13 protein-coding genes and 2 pseudogenes are annotated in these 22,220 nt (G+C 70.4%); 10 read left to right on the top strand and 5 right to left on the bottom strand.

Annotation, left to right across the window (positions count from 1 at the left end):
- Window positions 1–124: 124 nt before the first annotated feature.
- Entirely contained in the window at window positions 125–1,102 is a 978-nt protein-coding gene (locus BLV39_RS10995; protein ID WP_090789865.1) for a helix-turn-helix domain-containing protein, read from the bottom strand.
- A 135-nt stretch (window positions 1,103–1,237) separates the two neighbouring features.
- Here BLV39_RS10995 and BLV39_RS10990 point away from each other — a divergent pair, with 135 nt between their 5' ends.
- The 4 genes from BLV39_RS10990 to BLV39_RS10975 all read left to right on the top strand — a co-directional run bounded on the left by BLV39_RS10990 (window position 1,238) and on the right by BLV39_RS10975 (window position 7,540).
- Entirely contained in the window at window positions 1,238–4,897 is a 3,660-nt protein-coding gene (locus BLV39_RS10990) for a S8 family serine peptidase (RefSeq protein ID WP_090789863.1), read from the top strand.
- 52 nt (window positions 4,898–4,949) lie between these two features.
- Window positions 4,950–6,140: an NAD(P)/FAD-dependent oxidoreductase gene (locus BLV39_RS10985; protein ID WP_239083954.1), complete on the top strand. Its 1,191-nt coding sequence runs from the start codon at window positions 4,950–4,952 to the stop codon at window positions 6,138–6,140.
- Between the two features lie 16 nt (window positions 6,141–6,156).
- Window positions 6,157–6,999 (top strand): RNA polymerase sigma factor SigJ, encoded by an 843-nt coding sequence (gene sigJ / locus BLV39_RS10980; RefSeq protein ID WP_090789861.1) that lies wholly within the window; start codon window positions 6,157–6,159, stop codon window positions 6,997–6,999.
- A 61-nt stretch (window positions 7,000–7,060) separates the two neighbouring features.
- On the top strand, window positions 7,061–7,540 hold the full coding sequence (locus BLV39_RS10975; RefSeq protein ID WP_239083955.1) for a VOC family protein: 480 nt from the start codon (window positions 7,061–7,063) through the stop codon (window positions 7,538–7,540).
- Window positions 7,541–7,543: 3 nt separating this feature from the next.
- Here BLV39_RS10975 and BLV39_RS10970 read toward each other — a convergent pair whose 3' ends face one another.
- The gene (locus BLV39_RS10970) at window positions 7,544–8,755 is read right to left on the bottom strand and encodes an epoxide hydrolase family protein (RefSeq protein ID WP_239083956.1); all 1,212 of its coding nucleotides are present in this window, start codon (window positions 8,753–8,755) and stop codon (window positions 7,544–7,546) included.
- 318 nt (window positions 8,756–9,073) lie between these two features.
- Here BLV39_RS10970 and BLV39_RS10965 point away from each other — a divergent pair, with 318 nt between their 5' ends.
- Window positions 9,074–11,530, top strand: coding sequence for a M14 family metallopeptidase (locus BLV39_RS10965; protein WP_090789855.1), 2,457 nt, complete (start codon window positions 9,074–9,076; stop codon window positions 11,528–11,530).
- Between the two features lie 131 nt (window positions 11,531–11,661).
- Window positions 11,662–13,140, top strand: a pseudogene (locus tag BLV39_RS10960) (alcohol dehydrogenase catalytic domain-containing protein); the annotation flags it as partial.
- A gap of 144 nt (window positions 13,141–13,284) precedes the next feature.
- Here BLV39_RS10960 and BLV39_RS44090 read toward each other — a convergent pair.
- Together BLV39_RS44090 and BLV39_RS10950 are read right to left on the bottom strand one after the other, a co-directional pair.
- Window positions 13,285–14,112, bottom strand: coding sequence for an MIP/aquaporin family protein (locus BLV39_RS44090; RefSeq protein WP_090789851.1), 828 nt, complete (start codon window positions 14,110–14,112; stop codon window positions 13,285–13,287).
- Between the two features lie 40 nt (window positions 14,113–14,152).
- Window positions 14,153–15,070: pseudogene (locus BLV39_RS10950) on the bottom strand (RNA polymerase subunit sigma-70); the annotation flags it as partial.
- Window positions 15,071–15,132: 62 nt separating this feature from the next.
- Between BLV39_RS10950 and BLV39_RS10945 the strand changes: the two are divergent.
- Window positions 15,133–15,510 (top strand): nuclear transport factor 2 family protein, encoded by a 378-nt coding sequence (locus BLV39_RS10945; RefSeq protein WP_090789845.1) that lies wholly within the window; start codon window positions 15,133–15,135, stop codon window positions 15,508–15,510.
- Here the strand turns inward: BLV39_RS10945 and BLV39_RS10940 are convergent.
- Window positions 15,507–15,941: a macro domain-containing protein gene (locus BLV39_RS10940; RefSeq protein ID WP_090789843.1), complete on the bottom strand. Its 435-nt coding sequence runs from the start codon at window positions 15,939–15,941 to the stop codon at window positions 15,507–15,509. The genes BLV39_RS10945 and BLV39_RS10940 overlap by 4 nt on opposite strands.
- A gap of 124 nt (window positions 15,942–16,065) precedes the next feature.
- Here BLV39_RS10940 and BLV39_RS10935 point away from each other — a divergent pair, with 124 nt between their 5' ends.
- From BLV39_RS10935 to BLV39_RS10925, 3 genes are all read left to right on the top strand, one after another.
- Window positions 16,066–16,362, top strand: coding sequence for an antibiotic biosynthesis monooxygenase family protein (locus BLV39_RS10935; RefSeq protein WP_090789841.1), 297 nt, complete (start codon window positions 16,066–16,068; stop codon window positions 16,360–16,362).
- A 60-nt stretch (window positions 16,363–16,422) separates the two neighbouring features.
- Complete coding sequence (locus tag BLV39_RS10930; RefSeq protein WP_090789839.1) at window positions 16,423–17,067, top strand: VOC family protein; 645 nt, start codon at window positions 16,423–16,425, stop codon at window positions 17,065–17,067.
- Between the two features lie 251 nt (window positions 17,068–17,318).
- Entirely contained in the window at window positions 17,319–20,243 is a 2,925-nt protein-coding gene (locus tag BLV39_RS10925) for an AfsR/SARP family transcriptional regulator (protein WP_176984846.1), read from the top strand.
- Window positions 20,244–22,220 lie beyond the last annotated feature (1,977 nt).

Below are 22,220 nucleotides of genomic sequence, written 5' to 3'. Positions count from 1 at the left end.
CCTCCACAGGACGCTTTCGATCTAAGGGCCTGACTCGTCGGTAACGACCTTGAAGACATCGACGTTGAGGAAAATTTGAGGATGTGAATGCTATGGGGTCGGGACTATTTCGGTCCTTACCCACTCACAGCCAGCCGCGGCGTTCCGCCAGGCAGCCCGCTTGGAAACGGCTCGACGCGCCGAGCTCGGTCATCAGAGCCTGGAGCCGGCGGTACGTGGTCCGGGTGCTCCAGCCGTTGACCCGCGCGATCGCCGTGTCGGTCAGTCCGGCCATCATCATCGTGAGCAGCGACCTGGTCTCCTCGTCCGGCTCGGACCGGCCGGCCGGCGCCATGTCGAGCGGGGCGGCCTGTGCCCATTCGCCCTCGAACAGGGCTTCGAGGGCGGTCAGCAACGGGGACCGCCGCACGAGGTAGGCGACCTGCAGGCCGCTCCGGCTGAGGTCGAACGGGATCAGCGCGTCCTGGTCGTCTCGGATGATCAGCTTGATCGGCAGAGTCCTCCGGGTACGGGCCCTCTCGCCGCCGCGTACCGCAGGCAGGATGTCGGTCTCCAGCTTCTGCGGCCAGGCCAGCGCGTCCAGGCTGTAGATCACGCGGTGCGCGACGCCGTCGTTCTTGTGGCGGGCGATCTGGGCCTCGGTGTTCCTGGCCGCACCCTCCCCGCCGGGCAGCTCGTAGTAGGGCGGCGTGTCGAACACCCGGACCTGGTGGTGCGCCTCGGATTCCATGTGCGCGACGGCCGCGGCGATCGTCTCCCGGTCGGTCAACTGCTCGATCACGAGCTCCGGGCTCGTCCGGTGCGCGCTGCGATGGATCTCCGACAGGGAGTGCACCTTGGCGCGCGCCGCGCTCAGCTCCCGCTCCCGTTGCTGCACGAGCCGGTTGATCGCGATGTCCGGCGGAGCGGCCAGGTAGCGCTCCGGGCTGCCGCTGCCGGCCACCAGGTGTTTGTCGGTCAGGGCCTCGATGGTTCGCCGCAACGGGTCCGGCGGGGTCGAGAGGTGGTCGGCGAGCGCGGTGACCGTCGACCCGGGCAGCGCGACCAGTGCTTCGTAGACCCGCTCCTCGTCGGCGGACAACCCCAGCACCGCGAGCTCCATGGGGCCAGATTGTGCCAGTTGGCAGGAAGCAGCCACATAAGGATCTTGTAACGGGGATCGACGGCTGACAGTGTTCGGCCAGCTTCCGCGCAGAAAGGAATCCCGCCGTTGAGAACCTCACGCACACGTCGGGCCATGGCGATCGTGACGGCCGCGTGCCTCGCGTCGTCGCTCAGCTCCATCATGGCCGCCGGTTCGGCGTCAGCCGCTCCCGTCGGATCAGCCCCGCCGACCCACACCCTCACTCTGATCACCGGCGATGTCGTCACGGTGAACGCGACCGGTGACACCGGTGACAGCGGCGGGACGATCTCGGTCAAGGGGCCGGACGGCGGACCCGCCGACGCGCGGATCCTGGAGTCGGCGGGAGACGTGTTCGTCTTCCCGAACTCCGCGGCGCCCTACCTCGGCAAGGGCGTGCTCGACCGGCGGCTCTTCAACGTCACGGACCTGATCGCGGCCGGCTACGACGACGCGCACCGCGACGACCTGCCGCTGATCGTCTCCTACGCCACCGCGTCGCCCGGGATCCGCGCGAACGCCGCGCTGCCGGGATCCACGCTGGTCCGGCCCCTCACGAGCGTCGACGGCGCGGCCGTCACGACGAACCACGCGCGGGCACATGACTTCTGGGCCGCGGCGACGGCACCGTCCTTCGCGGCCAAGTCCGCAGCGGCGTTCGCCAACGGCATCAAGCAGATCTGGCTCGACGGCAAGGTCTACCCGGACCTGGCCGAGTCGGTCGCGCGGATCGGCGCGCCCGAGGTCTGGGCCGGCGGCGACACCGGGCAGGGCGTCGACGTCGCGGTGCTCGACACGGGTGTGGACGAGGGCCACCCCGACCTCGCGGGACGCATCGTCGACACCCGCAGCTTCATCCCCGGCGAGGACGTCAAGGACGTCCGCGGCCACGGCACCCACGTCGCCTCCACCATCGCCGGCACGGGCGCCGCGTCGGGCGGCGCCGAGAAGGGTGTCGCACCAGGCGCTCGCCTGCACATCGGAAAGGTGCTGGCCGACTCCGGCTCCGGCAGCGACTCCCAGGTCCTCGCCGGCATGGAGTGGGCGGCGGTCGAACAGCACGCCAAGGTCATCAACATGAGCCTGGGTACGCAGGAGCCCTCCGACGGCACGGACCCGATGTCGCAGGCGGTGAACCGGCTCAGCGCGCAGACCGGTGCGCTGTTCGTGATCGCGGCGGGCAACACCGCCGGCTCCGGCACCGTCAGCTCGCCCGGTGCCGCCGACGCCGCTCTCACCGTGGGTGCGGTCGACAGCAATGACCACCTCGCCGAGTTCTCGAGCCAGGGTCCGCGGGTCGGCGACGGCGCGCTCAAGCCGGAGGTCACCGCCCCGGGCGTCGACATCCTGGCCGCGCGGTCGCAGTACACCTCCGAAGGGGAGGGTCCCTACCTGACGATGAGCGGCACGTCGATGGCCACGCCGCACGTGGTCGGGGCCGCCGCGCTGCTCGCCGCTAAGCACCCCGAGCTCACCGGCGCCCAGCTCAAGGACCTGCTGACCAGCACCGCCAAGCAGACTCCGGACTACACCGCGTTCCAGGCCGGCAGTGGACGCGTGGACGTGGCAGCCGCCGCCCGCGCCGGGATCTTCGCCTCGGCCACCGCCTCGGCCGGGCAGAACGCGTCCGGCCCGGTCGACCGTCCGGTGACGTACACCAACCTCGGTGCCGCTCCGGTGACTCTCGACCTGTCGATCGCGGCGCCCGGCGTACCCGATGGGATGTTCCGGCTCTCGGGCAACAAGGTGACCGTTGCCGCACACGGCACGGCGACGGTCACCGTGACCATCGACCCTGGCAAGGCGACCGCCGGGTCCACGGGCTACAGCGCCCAGATCCTGGCGACCGGGCCGAGCGGCGGGCTCGCCGCGCACACCGCGGTCTCGCTCGGCGCGCTGGCCCACCGCCTGACCATCGACGTCAAGGACGCGGCGGGCCAGCCCGCGTGGGCGTTCGTCATCGCGCTGCGGGCCGGCGACCCGAACCCGATCCTGCTCGCCATCGACGGCACGGGGAGCTTCTACACGCCGGACGACCAGTACTCGGCGCTCGCTTATATGGCTGTGCCCGGCCGCCAGGGCCCGAACTCGATGGGGCTCGCGCTGGTCGGCGATCCGGACTTCACTCTCGACGGCGACCGGACGGTCACGCTGGACGCGGCCAAGGTCCGCCTGGTCGACGAGACCACCCCGCAGCGCAGCGTCGCCAGCTACCAGCGGCTCGAGTACTCGCGGATGCTCCACGAGGACGGCCGCCTGCACGACTTCGGTCTGGCCAGCGCGGACGTCGACAGCCTGTGGATCCAGCCGCAGGGCAAGGCGACGCACGGCGACTTCGTGGTCGGTGCGCGGTGGCGCAAGGAGCAGCCGGCGTTGACGGTGTCCGTCCGGGGCACGGACTACACCGACGTCGCCCGGCAGCGGGGCGTGGCCGCACTGCCTGATGGAACGCGGACCCTGCCGCTCGTCTTCGCGGGTGCCGGTGCGCCGTCGGACTACGCCGGCCTCAAGGCCCGGGGCAAGGCGGTGGTCGTGCGGCGCACCGAGTCGGTGACCCCGGACGTGCTCGCCCAGGCGGCTGCCGACGCCGGCGCCACGTTGCTGCTCGTGGCCAACGACCGGCCCGGCCGGGAGAGCCTGTACTTCGGGACTGACGCGCTCGACGTCGCGCTCGTGGGCATCGACGAGGGCGAGAAGCTGATCGCCCAGGCGCGGCGGCGCGACGCGACGCTGCGTGCGGAGTCACACCCGGCGCCGGCCTACGTCTACGACCTCGCGCACACCTGGCACAACGAGGTGCCCAGGAACATGGTCGTCCACGCGTCGGGGAAGAACCTCGCGCGCATCGACCAGACGTTCGCCGGCCTCGTGCCCAGTGGGCAGGGACAGGAATGGCGGTACGACTACCCGGCGTACACGGAATGGGGCATCGGGAACTACGTCGCCATGGCCGCCAGCGGGCGCCGCACGGACTGGGTCACGACCGACGGCGCGAACCGGTGGGGGCACGAGGTCTACGACGGCCTGCTGAACCAGTGGGGCGTCCGGCGCACGTACAAAGCCGGCTCCGTGTCGAGCGACAAGTGGTTCACCCCCATCCAGCGGCCGTACCTCAACAACAACTTCCTAGGCCCCACGCGTACGGGCGACGAGATGCGGATCGACGTGCCGGGGTCCGGCAACGCCGACCACACCGGTGCGCTCTACGACCAGCAGCACGCGGGTCAGACCGTGACCCTCTACCAGGGCGGCACCCAGCTCGGCAGGTCCGACAACGGGCTCATCTTCTACCCCACGGCCCCCAGCGCCGGGAAGCTGCCGTACCGCCTGGTCGTCGAGAACCACCGCGACGCGACCATCAGCCCCTACTCGTCCTCGACGACGACGGCCTGGACGTTCACCTCGGCCGCCCCGAAGGTCCCCGGCGAACGGGAGCTGCTTCCGCTCCTGCAGATCGGCTACGCCGTCGACCCGGACGCCGCCGGACTCGTGGCCCGCGACTCGACGTTCGGCGTCACCGTCGAAACGCGCGCGCCCGTCTCCGTCGGCCTGACCCCGGTGTCGGTCGGCGGCGGTGGCACTCCTCGCTCACCCCGGGTCGAGGTCTCCTACGACGACGGCCGCACCTGGACCCGCCTCTCCGACGACCACCGAGGTCTCTATCGCTTGAACGCACCGAAGAAGGCGCGGTTCGCCTCGCTTCGGGTGAGCGCCACCGACTCCGCAGGCAACTCCGTCACCCAGACGATCGCCCGCGCCGTCGGCCTTCGCTGACCACTTCACCCCCTCGCGGCCCGTCCCCCACCAGGGGCGGGCCGCTTGGTCAGTGACCTGCATCGTGATCGGCGGCGGATACGCCGGCGTGATGGCGGCGAACCGGTTGACGCAGCGCGCTGACGTCAGCGTGACGCTGATCAATCCTCGCCCGTCGTTCGTCGAACGGATCCGCCTGCACCAGCTCGTCGGCGGGTCGGACGACGCGGTCGTCGACTACCAGGAGATCCTGGCCCGCCGGGTCGGGCTCGTGGTCGACACCGTGACCCTGATCGACACGGCCGAGCGCCGCGTGACGCTGGCGAGCGACAACGCCCTCGACTACGACTACCTGGTGTACGCCGTGGGCAGCGCCAGTGCCGAGCCGACCGTGCCCGGTGCGGCGCAGTACGCGTACCCGATCTCCACCCTGGAGGACGCACAGCGCCTGCGCCCGGTCTTCGCGGCCGCGGCGGCCTCGGCACCGGTGACGGTGGTCGGTGCCGGGTCGACCGGCATCGAGACCGCCTCCGAGCTGGCGGAGCTGGGCCGCAAGGTGACTCTCGTGTGTGGACGGACGCTCGGCGCCTACCTGCACCCGCGTACGCGGCGGGCGGTGTCCGCACGGCTCGTCAAGCTGGGCGTGACCCTTATCGAAGGCCCCGGCGCGACGGTGACGGGCGTGACCCGTGACGCGGTCCAGCTTGCCGACGGCCGTGACCTACCCAGCGCCGTGACCATCTGGACCGCCGGGTTCGGCGTGCCGGACCTGGCCGCCCGCAGCGGGCTGACCACGGACGCGGTGGGCCGCCTGCTCACCGACGAGACACTCACCAGCGTGGACGACCCACGCGTCATCGCGGCGGGAGACTCGGCGGCACCGTCGAACCTGCCGGTGCGGATGAGCTGCCAGTCCGCGATGCAGATCGGCCCGCAGGCCGCGCAGACGGTGCTGAGCCGTCTCGCCGGCAAGCAGCCCGCGCGGTTCGACGCCGGGCTCTTCGGGCAGTGCATCAGCCTGGGCCGGGGCGGGGGTGTCGTCCAGTACGCTCGCAGGGACGACACTGTGACCGGGGTGTTCATCCTGGGCAGTCGGAGCATGGCGATGCTCAAGGAAGGCGTGTGCAAAAGCACCGTCTGGCAGCTCTCGCAGGAGGCGCGCCGGCCTGGCAAGTTCAACCCCTGGTTCAAGGACCGCCGGCGCCCGAACGTGTTGCGCGCCAGGGCGCAGGAAACCCCGGAGGTCACCGGCCAGCCGGCGTGAGGACGAGGTGCGTGCGATGGGCGACCACGAAGGTGACCCGGCGACGGAGGCCTTCGTTGCGCACCGGAACCTGCTGTTCACCGTCGCGTACGAGATCCTCGGATCGGCGGCCGACGCGGAGGACGTACTGCAGGAGACCTGGCTCCGCTGGGTCAAGGTCGATCTGGATCAGGTACGCGACCAGCGCGCGTACCTGATCCGGATCACCACCCGGCAGTCGCTCAACCGCATCCGCACGATGCAACGGCGCAGGGAGGCGTACGTCGGTTCCTGGCTCCCCGAGCCGTTGCGGACCGCACCGGTCCTGGAAACGCTCTCCCCGACCGAGCGCGCCGTCTTCGTCCTGCGCGAGGTGTTCGAGGTCAGCTACGACGAGATCGCGGAAGCGGTAGACAAGAGCCCGACGGCCGTACGCCAGATCGCCCACCGCGCCCGGCGACACGTCGACGCCCGCCGCCCCCGCGCGACGGTGTCCCCGCGCGAACGACGGGCGGCACTGGAGGCGTTCCAGCACGCGGTCGAGACCAACGACCTACAGGCACTGCTCAACGTGCTCGCCCCCGACGTGGTCGTGGTCAGCGACGGCGGCGGCATCAAGATCGCCGCACCGAGGCCGGTCGTGGGCGCGGAGAAGGCGATCCGCTTCTTCGTGGGCAGCATGCGCAAGGTCGGCGGCACACTCACCCTCGAACCAACGGTGATCAACGGCAACCCGGCGCTACTGTTCCGCGTCGACGGAGAGCTCGACGGAGTAGCCGCCCTCCGAGTCGAGGACGGCCACGTCACGAACATCTACTACGTCCGCAACCCGGAGAAGCTCTCCCGCGCGGAGTCCCTGACGTTGCTGACACTGCGCTGACGGGTTGCGCCAACGGGCCTCGTCGGTGGTGCCCGGCAAGTCACAATTGTCGGAGTCAGCCGTGTCATGGGAGGTCGGCATGAGCACTTCGCAAGCAGGTCCGGACGGCACGCTTCTGAAACTCGAGGTGGTCGCCATTCCTGTGGCTGACGTTGACCGCGCCCTGCGCTTCTACCAGGGCTTGGGGTGGCGGCTCGATGCTGACTACGAGGCCGGCCCCAAGTTCCGGATCGTGCAGCTGACGCCGCCGGGATCCGCGTGCTCGATCCAGTTCGGCCGCGGGGTTACCCCGGCCGCGCCTGGCACCGTCCAGAACACCTATCTCGTGGTCTCGGACCTCGGCCAGGCCCGCGCCGACCTGATCAGCAAAGGCGTGCAGGTGAGCGAGATCTTCCACAACGTCTACGACAGCGGCGACCAGGAGCGCGTGGACGGATACGCGCCCGATGGTCGCAGCTATGCCTCGTTCGCCTCGTTCACCGATCCGGACGGCAACGGGTGGCTGCTGCAGGAGATCAAGGAGCGCCAGCCCGGACGGTGACGCTCAGCGGAGCGATCGGAAGCCGTTGCGGACCTCCGTGACGAAGACCTCCGGCTCCTGCCACGCCGCGAAGTGGTTGCCGACCTCGACCTCGTTGAAATAGACGAGATTCGGGTACGCCTGCTCGGTCCACGAGCGCGGCGCCTGGTAGATCTCGTGCGGGAACACGCTGACGGCGACCGGCACCTGAACACCCTTGGCGTCGACGAAGCCGTACTTGTTCTCCCAGTACAGCCGGGCCGACGAGACGCCCGTGTTCGTGAGCCACGTCAGCGTCACGTTGTCCAGCACCTCGTCCCGGGTGAGGTTGCCGACGGCCTCCTTCTGTACGAAGGCCTGCGAGATCTCGTCGTAGCTCTGCTTGTCGTGGTCGAGCATCCAGGCCGCGAGCGCGATCGGCGAGTCGGCCAGGCCGTAGAGCGTCTGCGGGTGCAGCGCCATCTCCAGCGCGTACCCGATGCCCATGGTGAACAGGAAGCTCAACTGGTCGTAGGTGCGGCTCTCTTCGGCGGACAGGCCCGACGGCTTGGGATCGCCCGCCCCGAGGACGTTCGACGCGAGCGCCTTCGCGACGGCGGGCGGGACCACTCCCGGGAAGTTGGTGTGGATTCCGACCAGCCCCGGCGGTGCCTGCAGGCCCATGAGGTCGACGATGACCCCACCCCAGTCGCCGCCCTGGGCGACGAAGCGCTGGTAGCCCAGGCGGTCCATCAACGTCACCCAGGCCCGGGCGATGTGGTCGGGGTCCCAGCCGGTGGTCTCCGGCCGGCCGGAGAACCCGTAGCCCGGGATCGACGGGACGACGACGTGGAAGGCGTCCTCGGCTCGGCCACCGTGGGCCTCCGGATCCGTCAGCCGCTCGATGGTGCCGAGGAACTCGACGATGGTGCCGGGCCATCCGTGGGTGAGGATGAGCGGCAGCGCGTCGTCGTGCCTGGACCGCACGTGGATGAAGTGGATGTCCAGGCCGTCGATCTCGGTCATGAACTGCGGGAAGGCGTTGAGCCGGTCCTCCGCCCGACGCCAGTCGTAGTTGTGCTCCCAATAGCCCGCGAGGGCCTGCATCGTGGCCTCTTGCACTCCCTGCGACCCGTCGCCGACGGTCTCGCTCTCGGGCCAGCGGGTGGCCGCGATGCGTCCGCGAAGGTCCGTGAGGTCCGATTCGGGCACGTGCACCATGAACGGCCGAACGGCAGCCTCGGTCTGTACAGACACTTTTAGCCCCTCTCAGAGCGTTGAGGACAACGCGCCTGCCCACAGCAGGTCGAGGAGAGGGAGACGTCGTGCGACGCCCGTGCCTGACCCAGGCCACCACAGCGCCTAGCACGTCAGATCAAAGCTCAAGCCTAGGCCTGTCCCGACTTTCTCGGGCGAGAACCGGCGACGCAGCTCAAGTAATACTCAAGATCCGCTGCGCGCCGCCGCTGGAGTGAGAGATACACATACGCTGATCGGACCCACCCCTCGCACGAGTGTCCTTTATAGACTGATCAAGCGGCAACGACCCCCCACGCGCAGAAACAAGGAGGAAGCATGCGACGCAGACGACTGCGGATCGCACTTCTCGCGCTGCCCGCCCTGCTGGTGAGCAGTGTCCTCATGGGAGCACCATCCGCGGGAGCCGAGTCCGGGCAGGCCACGGCCTCCGGACAGGCCCAGGACGGGGCACGCCTCGTCCGGATCGAGCTGACCGGCGCCGCCATGCTCAACAAGGTGAACGACGCCGGATTCGACATCGAGCACGGCCTCGAGCGGGTGCCGAACGGCATCGAGGGCGAGGCGTTCGCGACCGACGAGGAGGTCGCCCAGCTCAAGGCGATGGGCGTCAAGATCCTCGGTGACAACGAGGGCTTCAAGTGGCCTGAGGTCGCCGACGGCGGCATCCCCGCCGCCGGGGCCAGCGCGCGGTCCGTCCAGACCCTGAACCACGAGGACACCGTGCGGGTCGTCCGCGCCGACTGGTTCACCACGAAGGACCAGGGCTTCCTGTACGTCGAGGCCCGCACCACCGAAGGGGCGCAGGCGGACCCGGTCGTCGGCATGCAGCTCGAGAACGACTCGGGCAAGGCCACCGACTGGGGCTACGCCCGCACGATGAGCCGGTTCGTCGACTCCGGTGAGTACATGTTCCACCGGAACCTGTTCAAGCTGGACGCCCGTCCCCACGAGATCCGGGTCACCAGCTCGACCGGCGGCGTCACCGTCGGCAAGGTCTCCGACTGGCTCGAGGACGCTCCCCCGCCGCTGACGGACCGCCCGGGCTACAAGTCGAACTTCATCGACGGCTACAAGCACCCGCAGCAGCTGTACGCCCGTGCGGAGGAGATCGCCGACCAGTACCCGGACATCGCGGAGATCATCTACCTGCCGAACCGGACGAACGGCTACCAGCGTAAGGCGCAGGCCGCGATCGGCGGCACCGGTCAGTCCGCGGTCGTGCTGAGCTCGGCGGCCTGGGGCCACCAGGGCGGCAACGACATCACCGTCGAGTTCGTCGAACGAGCGGGCGCGAACCTGCCGCTCGGCGTCGAGGTGACCGGCAAGGCCATCCGCGTCCTGCTCGCCACGAACGCCGACGGGGCCGTGTCCAGCACCGCCGCGCAGGTGTCGACGGCGCTGGAGACGCAGTCGCAGGGGCTGGTCGACCGGGCGCACCCGTACCGCACCAACGCGGGCAGCGGCATCGTCGCCGCGACGCCCAGCCCGGTCAAGCTGACGGACTCCCTCGACCTGAAGCGCGTCGGCGCGCCGGAGGGCGAGGTGCCGCGCGGTCCCAAGACGATCCCCGTCCTGCGGATCGGCAAGCACCGCGACCAGAGCAAGCCCGGTGTCCTGATCCAGGCGCAGGACCACGCCCGCGAGTGGGTGCCGGCGACGGCCTCGCTGGAGGCCGCCGAGCGGCTGGTGCGCAACTACCGCACCGACCAGGAGACCAAGAAGATCGTCAACAACACCGACGTCTTCTTCATCCTCTCCAACAACCCCGACGGGGCGAACTACAGCTTCTACAACTTCGCCTCGCAGCGGAAGAACATGACCAACCACTGCGAAGACGCGAACGACGACCCGGGTCGCCGCGACTCGTGGGGCGTCGACCTCAACCGCAACTACCGGGTCGGGTCGGGCTTCGACGGCTACGACGGCGCGTCGTCGAGCTGCACCAGCGGCACCTACCAGGGTCCCGCGGAACTGTCCGAGCCCGAGTCGAAGAACATCATCTGGCTGGTCGAGAGGTTCCAGAACATCAAGTTCATGATGTCGGTGCACTCCAACGGCGGCCAGCTGTTCTGGCAGCCGGGCGCCTACATCGCGGACGGCCGGATCACCACGCCGCGTCCGCCGCTGGGCGACGAGGCGTTCTACTGGCAGTCCGCCGGGCGGATCCTGTCGCAGGTCAAGGCGTACCGGGAAACGGTTGTCACCCCGGAGAACGTCGGCGGCTCGTCGGACGTGCTCTACTCGTCCGCCGGCAACGTGCGTGAGGACCTCTACCACACGTACGGCATCTTCGCCTTCGGTTGGGAGGTCGGCGGCTCGGTCTACAACCCGGCCACCGGCAACTGGCAGGGCGGCTCGTTCCAGCCGGTGTGGGAGGGCGACCCGAACCTGGTCAGCGGCCACTCCGAGACGATGGAGTACGCGAACGGCCTCATGGAGATGTTCCGGGTCGCCGCCGACTGGGGTAAGGACAAGAAGGACCCGAAGTCCGACCTCGTCCCCGGCAGCGGTCGGTTCACGCGTCCGGTCGACGTGCACTTCGAGACGAACGAGCCGGCCACGATCTACTACACGACCGACGGCAGCCGGCCCACCCTCGAGTCGCCCCGCTACGAGGCGACCGAGTTCCGTGAGCCCGGTCAGGTGTTCCACGTGACCGAGACGACCACGTTCCAGTGGTTCTCGGTCGACGCCGCCGGCAACGTCGAGGGCAACTACGACCCCGACAAGAACGGCAAGAACTTCCGCAAGGCAACGATCACGATCCGCTAACAGCGCCATTCGTACGGCCCGCCGCCGCCAGGACCGCCCATGGTCCTGGCGGCGGTGCTGTTACGTACACGTTCGAACGCAATTTTCCGGCGTCGGGGTCCCCAATCGGACGAATCAATTACCGTCCGCACATGGGGGATCTTCTCGACGACTACCGCAAAGTGGCCGGGCCGCTGCCCACGGAGCACCGGGTGTGGCGGCTGACCGGCCCAGGATTGGCTGATCTGGAAGGCCCGGTCAGTGAGCCACTGCCCGTGCCCGGCCGGGACGAACTGCTCGTGCGGCACGACGCCGTGGGCGTGAGCGTGTCCGACGCCAAGATCGCGCGACTCGGCCTGGAGCATCCGCGGGTACGCGAGTTCCCGGTCGTTCCCGGGCACGAGGTATGCCTCACGGTGGCGTTCGTCGGTCCGGAGCTGCGGGGCACCTACGCACCCGGTGACCGCTTCATCGTCCAGGGCAGCATGACCGTGGACGGAGTCGCCCGTGGCTACGGGTACGACCTGCGCGGCGGTCTCGCCCAGTACGCCGTACTCGGGCCGAAAATGCTGCCCTACCTCGTGCCGGTGCGGTCGAGCACGGGCTACGCCGAGGCGGCGCTCGCCGAGCCGTGGGCCTGCGTCGAGGCCGCCTACGCGGTCACCTACCGCACCACCTGGCTGGCCGGTGGCACGGTCTGGCTGACCGGCGACGGCGCCGGGGTGGAGCTCGGCGAGGCGGCCGGCTGGCGCCCACGCCGGGTGCACCTCGACGTCCGTGACACCGCCTTCGCCGAACGGGTACGCGGGTGGGCGCACGCCACCGGCATCGAGGTCGTCGCCGGGGCACCGGAGGACGTCGTGGACGATGTCGTCGTTCTCGGCCCGGATGCCGAACGCGTCGAGCGCGCCATCGACGCGCTCGCGCCGAACGGCACCTGCGCCATCGTCACCGCAGAGCCGCTGGCCCACCCCGTGCGGGTCGACGTCGGACGGTTGCACTACGACGGGCTGGCCCTGTTCGGCACCGGTCAGAGCGACCTGGCGGCGGCGTACGCGCCGATCCGCACCGAGCTGTCGCCCGGCGGACGCCTCTGGGTCGTGGGCGCCGGCGGTCCGATGGGCCGGATGCACATGCGGCGCGCGCTCCAACGGGACGGGCGACCGGCGAGCATCGTCGCGACCGACCGCAGCGGGCGGGCGGGGCGCGGGTTCGGTCGTATCGCGCCGGACGTACTCACGTTCCTCTCGGAGCGCGAGTGCGGCGACGCCGAGACGTTCGCGAAGAAGCTGAACGACGTGACGGGCGGTGCGGGGTTCGACGACGTCGTGGTGACGGCCCCGGCCGCCACGGCCGTCGAGACGGCGTTCGAGCACCTGGCCGACGGCGGAGTGATCAACCTGTTCGCCGGGCTCCCCCGCGGCACGCGCTGCGCGTGGGATCTCACCGCGGTCGCGCACCGCGGCGTGCGGGCCGTCGGGACGAGCGGGTCGACGGTCGCCGACCTGTGCCAGGCACGCGACCGCATCGAGAGCGGCGCGGTCCAGCCGAACCGGTCGGTCGCCGCGATCGGCGGGCTGGACGCGGCGCCGGACGCGCTGCGCGCGGTCGCCGAGGGGCGCTTCGGCGGCAAGGTGGTCATCTTCCCGAACCTTCGCGGGCCACTGCCGCTGACCGCGCTGACGGAACTGCGGGGCGTAGTGCCCGACGTCGGAGAACGCCTGGACCGCATCCACTGGAGCCAGGCCGCCGAGGAGGAGCTGCTCCGCACGGCTTCACTTCCGGGGGTTCGAGTGCCAGTGCGCGCCGAGGGTGCCCATCGCGGCTTCGACGCCGCTTCGTCCGCCGCCGCGGCCGCGCAGCACGTGGGCGAAGCCGACGGCGATGGTCGCGCCCGCCACCGGTCCGACGAGGTACGCCCACCAGGAGGTCCAGTGGGTGAGCACCAGCGCCGGGCCGAGTGAGCGGACCGGGTTCATCGACGCGCCGCTGACCGGTGCTCCCCAAAGCCCGGCCAGCGCGATGTAGCTGCCCACACCGATCGCCGCCAGCGGACCGATCTGCTGGGCTCCGGACGCCGTGCCCAGGATGATGCTGACCAGCCCGGTGGTCAGGACCAGTTCCCAGATCATCGCCGTCGTCGTGGAGATGCCGGCGCCAGGGAGGGTGAGGCCGGCGGTGCCGTGCTTGCCGACCAGTGCCCACAACAGCAGCGTGGCGAGGGCGGCGCCGACGAACTGGGCCACGATGTACGCGGGGACCCGCTTCCACGGAAAGTCACCGCGCAGCGCGAAGGCCATGCTGACGGCCGGGTTGAGGTGCGCGCCGGAGACCGTACCCATGAACAGGATGATCGCGCTCACCATCAGCGCCGGCGCCACGACCCGCGCCGCGGCCGGCACGGCATCGCCTCCGAAGCGGGCGTTGACCAGGCCGCCACCGACGGCGACGAGCACGAGGAAGAAGGTTCCCAGCACCTCCGAGAAGAGCCGGCGCCCCTCGTAGCGGTCGTTCCAGAAGTCGAACTGGCTGACGACCGAGTTGGGCCGCCCGAACGACCGAAGCCCGATCTCGGCCTGCTGAGCGTCGTTCGGCGTGGTCATGAGACCTACTTTATTTCCCCTTTGTCCCCTTCGGGGCGACTCAGATGTCGTGGAGGAACAAGGTCATTCCGCGTACGCCGTCCCCGCCGAGCGTGAGCACGATCAGCCCACCGGGTCGTTCGAACGCGTCTCCGACAAGTCGCGAAGCGAACGCCGGCTGCCCATTCATGCGGACAGGGCTCAGCCGGGTTCGTAGCCCCTGGCTGAGGCGCCAGGCGGCGCTGGCCCGCAGGAACGAGGCGATCGCCACCGGGCCGTGGTACTCGTGCGGGGCGGGCGGCATCGCCAGCCATGCCTCGTCGGTGAGCAGACCGACCAGGGTGTCGATGTCGTCGCCGGCGAAGGCCTCGGCGAAGCGGTCGACGAGCCGGCGTTCCTGTGTGGACCCAGCGGCGGGCGGCGCCTCACGGTGTCGTTCGATCGCACCGCGGGCCCGCTGCAGCAGGCCTTTCACGGCAATCGGCGTGGTGTCCAACATGGGTGCGACCGCGTCGAGTGGATACCCCAGCACGTCGCAGAGCACCAACACCGCGGCCTGCCGGGGGGTGAGCCGCTGCAACGCGGCGATGAACGCGAGTTCGATCGCCTCCCGGTTGGTGTAGCGCGCCTCAGGGCCGGGATCGGTGTCCGGCAGCAACGCGTCCGGGTACGGCTGCAGCCAGCTCACGTCACCACGCCGACTGGGCTCCGGTGGCTCGAACGGCGGCGTCGGCTCGGCCGGGATCCGCCGGCCGCGATCGCGGAGCGCGTTGAGACAGCGATTGGTGGCGATCCGGTAGAGCCAGGACCGCACGGACGCGCGACCCTCGAAGCCGTCCAGGCCGCGCCAGGCCGCCAGCAGGGTCTCCTGAAGTACGTCCTCGGCGTCGGTGACCGAGCCCAGGAGCCGGTAGCAGTGCACCAACAACTCGCGCCGGTGCGTCGCCACCAGATCCTCGAAAGTGACCTGCGTCACAGCCGTTCCGTTCTCCGGGTCGTCGGTGTCGTTACAGGCACCACATCGAGATCGAGGAAGAGATCATGACTAGCTCAGCATTGCAGATCGCCCTGTCCCACCACCGCGCGTGGACCGGCAAGGACCTGACCGCGGCGATGACCTACCTCGCGGACGACGTCGTGCTCGACGCCCCGGCCGGGCGGCTCACCGGCATCCAGGCGTACCGCGAGTTCCTGCGGCCGTTCGCCGAACAGTTCCTGGTCCGCGCGGAGCTGATCTCCGCGTTCGGCGACGACACGACGGCCCTGCTCATGTACGACACGGAGACGATCCCGGCCGCGAGCGCGCCGGCAGCCGAATGTGTCACCGTCCGCGACGGAAAGATCGTCCACAACCGCTTCATCTTCGACCGGCTGCCGTTCGAAGAGTTCCGCCGCCGGCAGGCCGGCGCTGGCGCCTAGCGCTGCCTGACTCGTTCGGCGGCGTGCCGGGCGTCGTCGTCGAACAGGACGAGCCGGACAAGCTCGATCGACGGCGGCGGCGTCCGCAGCGCGGTCAGCGCCTGGGCGGCCGCGTCCTCCTTGGGCCAGCGGTACACGCCGGACGAGATCAGCGGGAACGCCACCGACCGCGCGCCAAGCTCGGCCGCGACGACGAGCGAGTTCTGGTAGCAGGCGCGCAGCAACGGGGAACGGTCTTCGGTGGGGCTCCACACCGGCCCGACGGTGTGGATGACCCAGCGGGCCGGAAGCCGGCCGGCCGTGGTCGCGACGGCCTGCCGCACCCGCAGGCCGCGGCCGTAGTGGCCGGCGCGCAACGCGCGGCATCTCTGGTGCTTGTGCCTGAAGCGCCCGCACGATGCGTTCGAGGCGACTCTCCAGCACCCCGCCAGGCGTCCAGGTGCGCCTCACCCACCCGAAAGCCCAAGCCGTCGAGGACCGCGAACGCCGCGACAGCCGCACTCAAAAGGCGTTGGCCCTGGTAGTTGCCGCCGTCCATACGACTACCGTAGGTGCATGGCAGTAGTGAAGATCAACGCGATCGAGGTCCCCGAGGGCGCCGGCCCGGAGCTGGAGCGGCGGTTCGCCGCCCGGTTGCACGCGGTGGAGAACCAGCCCGGCTTCCTCGGCTTCGAGCTGCTGCGTCCGGTGTCGGGCGAGACCCGCTACTTCGTCTACACCAAGTGGGACAGCGAAGAGTCATTCCAGGCGTGGTCCAACGGCCCGGCCAAGGAAGCACACGCGGGCGCCCGCGCCAAGCCGGTCGCGTCCGGCTCGAGCCTGCTGGAGTTCGAGGTCGTCCAGAACGCGTGACAGTCAGCGTGCCGTTCAGGAGCTTCCGCCGGTCCGCCCCGCCGGGAGACGATCGTCTCCATGAGCGAAGAAGGATGGCAGGAGTTCCTCGCCGCGGAGGGTGTCGGCGACTGGGTGGTGTTGCACGGCGGGGCAGCCGCGGTGTTTCGCGTCCCGTCGCTCGTCGAGGCGGCGCGGCTGGCTGAGGCGGTGGCGCGGGTCCCCGGGATCGAGGGCGCGCGGGTGCTGATGACGGTCGCCGAAGACCAGCTCAGCGTGCGGTTGACCCGCGACGTGTGGCAGCTCGAGCAAGAGCACGCCCACCTTGCTCGATCCGTCTCGGCCGTGGCGCGGGAGCACGGAGCCGTCGCCGACCGCGCGCGTGCGCAGGAGGTGCAACTCGCTGTGGCGGCGCGGCCGGACACGCTCGACGTCGGCTTCTGGCGCGCTGTGCTCGGGTACGCCGCGGCGTCCGACGACAACGCCGTCGATCCGCTCGGTCATGGGTCGACCGTCTGGATGCAGGAGCTCGACCCGGCGAAGCCGTTGCGGCACGCGATGCACGTCGACGTGTCCGTCGCTCGCGAACAGGTCAAGGAGCGTATCGCCGCCGCGCTCGCGGCCGGTGGGCGGATCGTCGACGACTCCTCCGGCTGGATCCTCGCGGACCGCGCCGGCAACCGCGTGTGCGTCAGCGCGTGGCCCGATGGTGCCGACGGTCCGTGATCAGCTGCCAAAAAGGAACCGACCGATTTTATATATGACAACATATTCGCGCGCTAATGATCGACTTATGCAATGGGAGTCGGACCAATACGCGTTAGCGACATAGATCAGATCGATCGTCGGCTACGCTGCTGCGGACTGTCCATGCGTGTAGCCGGCGAGGGTATCCGTTGGATTTTCGTGTGCTTGGTCCGCTGGAAGTCCGTGACGAGTCAGGCCGGATGGTGGCTCCGGTCCGGAGAAAGCCCCGAGTGCTTCTGGCCATTCTTCTGCTGCGGCCAAACACGCTGGTGACGTCCGACGCGCTCATCGACTCGCTCTGGTCGCAGTCGCAGCGGCCACCCGCGTCCGCGGCCGCGAACCTCCAGTCGTACGTCTCGGACCTGCGGCGCACGCTGCACAGCGCGGCCCTGCCGGGGCGGGAGCGGATCGTCACGGCCCGCGGTGGCTACCTGCTGAGGGTCGACCAGGATGAGTTGGACTCCGCCGTCTTCGAACGGCTGGCGGCCGACGGGCGGCGTCACCACGCCGACGGGCGGCCCGCGGCCGCCGCCGACTCGTTGCTGCGCGCGTTGGCTCTGTGGCGTGGCCCGGTCCTCGACGGGCTCGTGTTGCCGGAGGCCGTGTGGCTGGAGGCCGGCCGGATGGAAGAACTGCGCATCGCCGCGACGGAGGAAGCCTTCGACGCGCGGCTGGGGCTCGGCGCACACGTCGAGCTCGTGGCGGAGCTGCGGAGCTGGACCGCCCGTCATCCACTGCGGGAGCGGTCGTGGGGGCAGTTGATGCTCGCCCTGTATCGCTGCGGGCGCAGGGCGGAGGCCTTGGCCGCCTACGAGCAGAGTCGCCGGTCGCTGGACCGGGAGCTGGCCGTGCGGCCAGGGCCGGCGCTGGTCGAGCTTCGGGAACGGATCGAGGCCGCAGACCCCGATCTGGAGCTGTCCACGGTCGGCGCGCCGTCGGTTCCCCTGCGGCAGCTACCCGCGGACGTCTTCGGTTTCACCGGCCGCGCCGAGTTGCTGCGTCAGCTCGACACCGGCGCTAAAGACCGACCGATTCTTGCGATCACGGGTACGGCTGGAGTCGGCAAGACCGCTCTGGCGGTGCATTGGGCGCATGACGCGGCCGCTCGTTTTCCTGACGGGCAGTTGTTCCTCAACCTTCGCGGCTTCGACCCCTCAGGGCCGCCGTTGACGTCCGCCGAAGCGATCCGGGTCCTGCTCGAGGCGCTGGGCGTGGCACCACACCGCATTCCAAGCACGACGGAGGGCCAGGCGGGCCTGTATCGGAGCGTTCTGGCGGACCGGCGCGTGCTTCTGTTGCTGGACAACGCCCGCGACGCCGAGCAGGTACGTCCGCTGTTGCCCGGAGCGCCCACGTCGCTGGCGGTCGTCACGAGCCGCGATCGGCTCTTGGGTCTCGCGGCGACGGACGGGGCGCGGATCGTGTCGGTGGACCTGCCCGACGCCGACGAGGCCGGGCGTCTGTTCGGCAGCCGCGTCGGGGAGCATCGGGTGTCGGCGGAGCCGCAGGCCGCCGCCGCGCTCGTCGAGACGTGCGCGCGCCTGCCGCTCGCGCTCGCCATCGTCGGTGCCTACGCCTGCGCCCACCCGCAGCTTTCCCTGACGAGCCTGGCCGACCAGCTACGCTCCTCCGCCAATGCCTTGGCATCGCTCGCGGGCGGGGACGCCGCCACCGATCTCCGGTGTGTCTTCCTGTGGTCGTACCGCGCGTTGAGCCCGGCGGCGGCCGAACTGTTCCGCCTGCTCGGCGTCCATGCCGGCGCGGACATCGGCGCACCGGCCCTGGGCAGCCTCGCCGGCATCGACGCGACCGCCACGCGCCGGCTGCTCCTGGAGTTGTCCGGCGCGAACCTGCTCACCGAGTACCTGCCCGGCAGGTACACCTGTCACGACCTGCTGCGGGCGTACGCCCGTGAGCTGGCCGGCGACCCACCTGTCCAGCAGCTCCGGCTGGCCGCCGAGCGCAGGCTGGTCGACCACTACCTCCACACCGCCCACGCCGCGGCGCTGCGGTTGAACCCGCATCGGGACACGGACAGCCCGGCGCCGGCGGCCGAGGGTGTCACGCCTGAGCGCCTCGACAGCCCGGAACAGGCGCTGACCTGGTTCCGGGCCGAACACGCCAACCTGCTGCACGCCGTCGAGCTCGCGGACGCCGCAGGTCACGAGATCCAGGCCTGGAAAATGGCGGGGACGCTGACGAACTATCTGGACCGGCACGGTTGCTGGCAGGACCTGGTGACCGCCCAGCGGGCCGCGTTGCGAGCGGCGCGACGGCTGGCCGATCCGGTCGCGGAAGCGTCCGCGCGGCGCGGCCTGGGGCTCGCGTACGCCAGCGGGGGTCAGCTCGACGAGGCGCCCGCGCACTACCGCGCCGCGCTCGAGTTGTTCCGGTACGCGGGCGACCACATCGGCCAGGCGCACACACACCGGAACCTCGCCTGGGTACGCGGCCAGCAGGGCAACCACTTCGAGGCGCTGCGCCACTCCGAGTCCGCCCTGGAGCTGTTCCGGCGGGCCGGCCATCGGGCCGGGGAGGCCAACAGCCTCAACGCGGTCGGCTGGTACCGCGCCCTCATCGGCGCACCCGCCGATGCCCTGGCCCTGTGTCAGGAGGCGTTGGAAATGCTCCAGGACCTGGGCCACACAGCCGGTGAGGCGTACGCCTGGGACAGTCTCGGCTACATCCACAGCCGCCTCGGCGACCACGACCGGGCGGTCACCTGCTTCCACCACGGAGTGGCCCTGTTCCGTCAGGCCCGCGACCGGTACTGCCTCGCCGACGTGCTGACGCATCTCGGCGACGCCCAGCGCGACGCCGGTGACCTCGGCGCCGCGCGGGCCGCGTGGCGCGAGGCCGGCGACATCCTGGATCAGCTTGGGCACCCGGACGGCGAGGCCGTCCGGGTGAAACTCCACAAGCTGGATCAGCTAGTCAGCGTGGCCCCACTCCAGAACGCCCGACGCGATGCTCGCGGCGAATCCGCTGCCAGTGGAACCGCTGCACGAAACCCGGGTATCGGTGACGCTCCCACCGACCCGCCGGCAGTAGTCGGTGCGGCCGTCACCGTTGACGTCCGCCCAGCCGCGGCCGGTGTGGAAACCCCAGTCGACGTTCCCCGAGGTGACCTCGGAGCCAAAGCCGCTGCCTGTTGACAGCAGGCAGGACAGCTTCGCGTCGGTGTGGTTGACCGTGCCACGGACCCGGCAGAAGTCCGCCTTGCCGTCGGCGTCCACATCGGTCCAGGAACGGCTGCCGGGCTGGCCCCAGTCCGCCAGGGCGGAGACGACGGTCGTGCCGAAGCCGGTGCCCGTGGACAGCGTGCACGCCACCCTCGGCTCGGCGATCGAGCCCACCCGGCGGCAGAAGTCGGACCTCTTGTCGCCGTTGACGTCGGCCCAGACCCGGTCGGCACCGAACCCCCAGTCCGTCGGCTGCGACGAGTACGTCGCCCCGAAGTCGCCTCCCCGGGAGACCGTGCAGCTCACGTACGCCGCGGTGTGGTTGACGGTGCCGACGACCCGGCAGAAGTCCGCCTTGCCGTCCCCGTTGAAGTCGGTGAACGCCCGTCCGGCCGCGGCACCCCAGTCCAGGTTGGTCGAGCTGATGTCGTTGCCGAACGCGGCGCCGGTCGAGGGCGTGCAGGACACGAACGCGTCGGTGTGGTTCGTGCCGCCGCGCACCCGGCAGAAGTCGGCCTTGCCGTCACCGTTGACATCCGCCCAGGCCCGCCCGGCGGAGTGCCCGGCGTCGATCCGCGCGGAGACGACGGTGGCGCTGAAGCCGCTGCCGGACGACGGCGTGCACAGCGCGTACGCGTCGGTGCGGAGGTCGTTGCCGCCGAGCCGGCAGAAGTCGGCCTTCCTGTCCCCGTTCATGTCAGCCCACTGCCGCCCGACCAGGTAACCCCAGTCGGTGACGCCGGACGTCACCGTCGCGCCGTAGCCCGACCCGGTCGACAGCGTGCAGGAGACCTTGCTGTCCTGGTGGTTGACCGTGCCGACCCGACGGCAGTAGTCGGCCTTGCCGTCACCGTCGACGTCGGCCCACGCCAACCCCGCCGGCCCGTACTCGCGGATTCCGTGCAACTGCCGGTCCAGCACCAGCGGCAGGTTGGTCGAACACGCCGTCGACTCGGGACAGCTCGCCGCCCGCTCGACGTTGCCCTGCAGCGCCCGGTAGAGCACACCGCCCTCGTTCACCAGCAGGGTCCCGTCTGCCGGCGTGAGCGGCATGGCGGCGTACGCGCGACTCGGGATGTCCCTGACCAACTGGCCCCAGTTCGGGCCGGCCACCGCCGTGGCGTCCGCGCCGCTGCCGAACGGGATGCGGGCACCGCCGACGACCTGCGCGACCGCCGTCAGCGAGCCGCCCGACCTTCCACGTACGAGGGTCTTCGTGGCCGGGACGGTCGGCAGCGCGTTGTACGCCCGCGGCGGCACCGCCCGCACGTGCAACCGCCATTCGGCACCGTAGCCGACGTCGACGACCTCCTCGGGGGTCGCGAACGGGACAACGGCACCGCCAACGATCTTGGCGACCGGCGTACTCCCGATGATGCCCTGGATCAGGGTCCCGTCGGCCGGCACGTCGGCGCGGATCTCGTTGAAGACCCGGGTCGGGATGATCTGCACCTTGCTCGGCCAGTCCGTCCCGTACCCGGCGTCGATGAGCTCCTGCGGGCTGCCGAAGTTGATCCGCGCACCGCCGACCATGGCCGCCACCGGCGTGGCCACGCCCCCACTGGCGCCTTGGATCAGGGTGTTGTCGGTGGGGACCCGGGCGCGGGCGTGGAAGAACCGGGCGGGGACGGCACGGACCTTGCTGGGCCAGTTCGTGCCGTGTCCGGAGTCGACGACCTCCTGCTCGCTCGCGAACGGGATGATCGCCGAGCCCGCCAGCGCGGCGACCGGCGTGGAGACACCACCGGCGACGCCCTGGATCAGCGTGCCGTTGGCCGGGTCGAAGCCCAGAGCGTGGTAGCTCTTCGAGGTGATCGCCTGGACCTTGCTCCGCCAGCCGGTGCCGTGGCCGGTCTCGATGACCTCCTGCTCGTTGGCGAAGGGTACGAGCGCGCCGCCGAGCGTCGCGGCCACCGGCAGGTCGGTGGTGCCGGCCACGGCCTGGACGAG

The sequence above is a fragment of the Asanoa ishikariensis genome (assembly GCF_900107455.1).
In the GTDB taxonomy this organism is placed as follows: Bacteria; Actinomycetota; Actinomycetes; order Mycobacteriales; family Micromonosporaceae; genus Asanoa; species Asanoa ishikariensis.
This window is presented reverse-complemented; position numbering and strand designations above follow the sequence as displayed.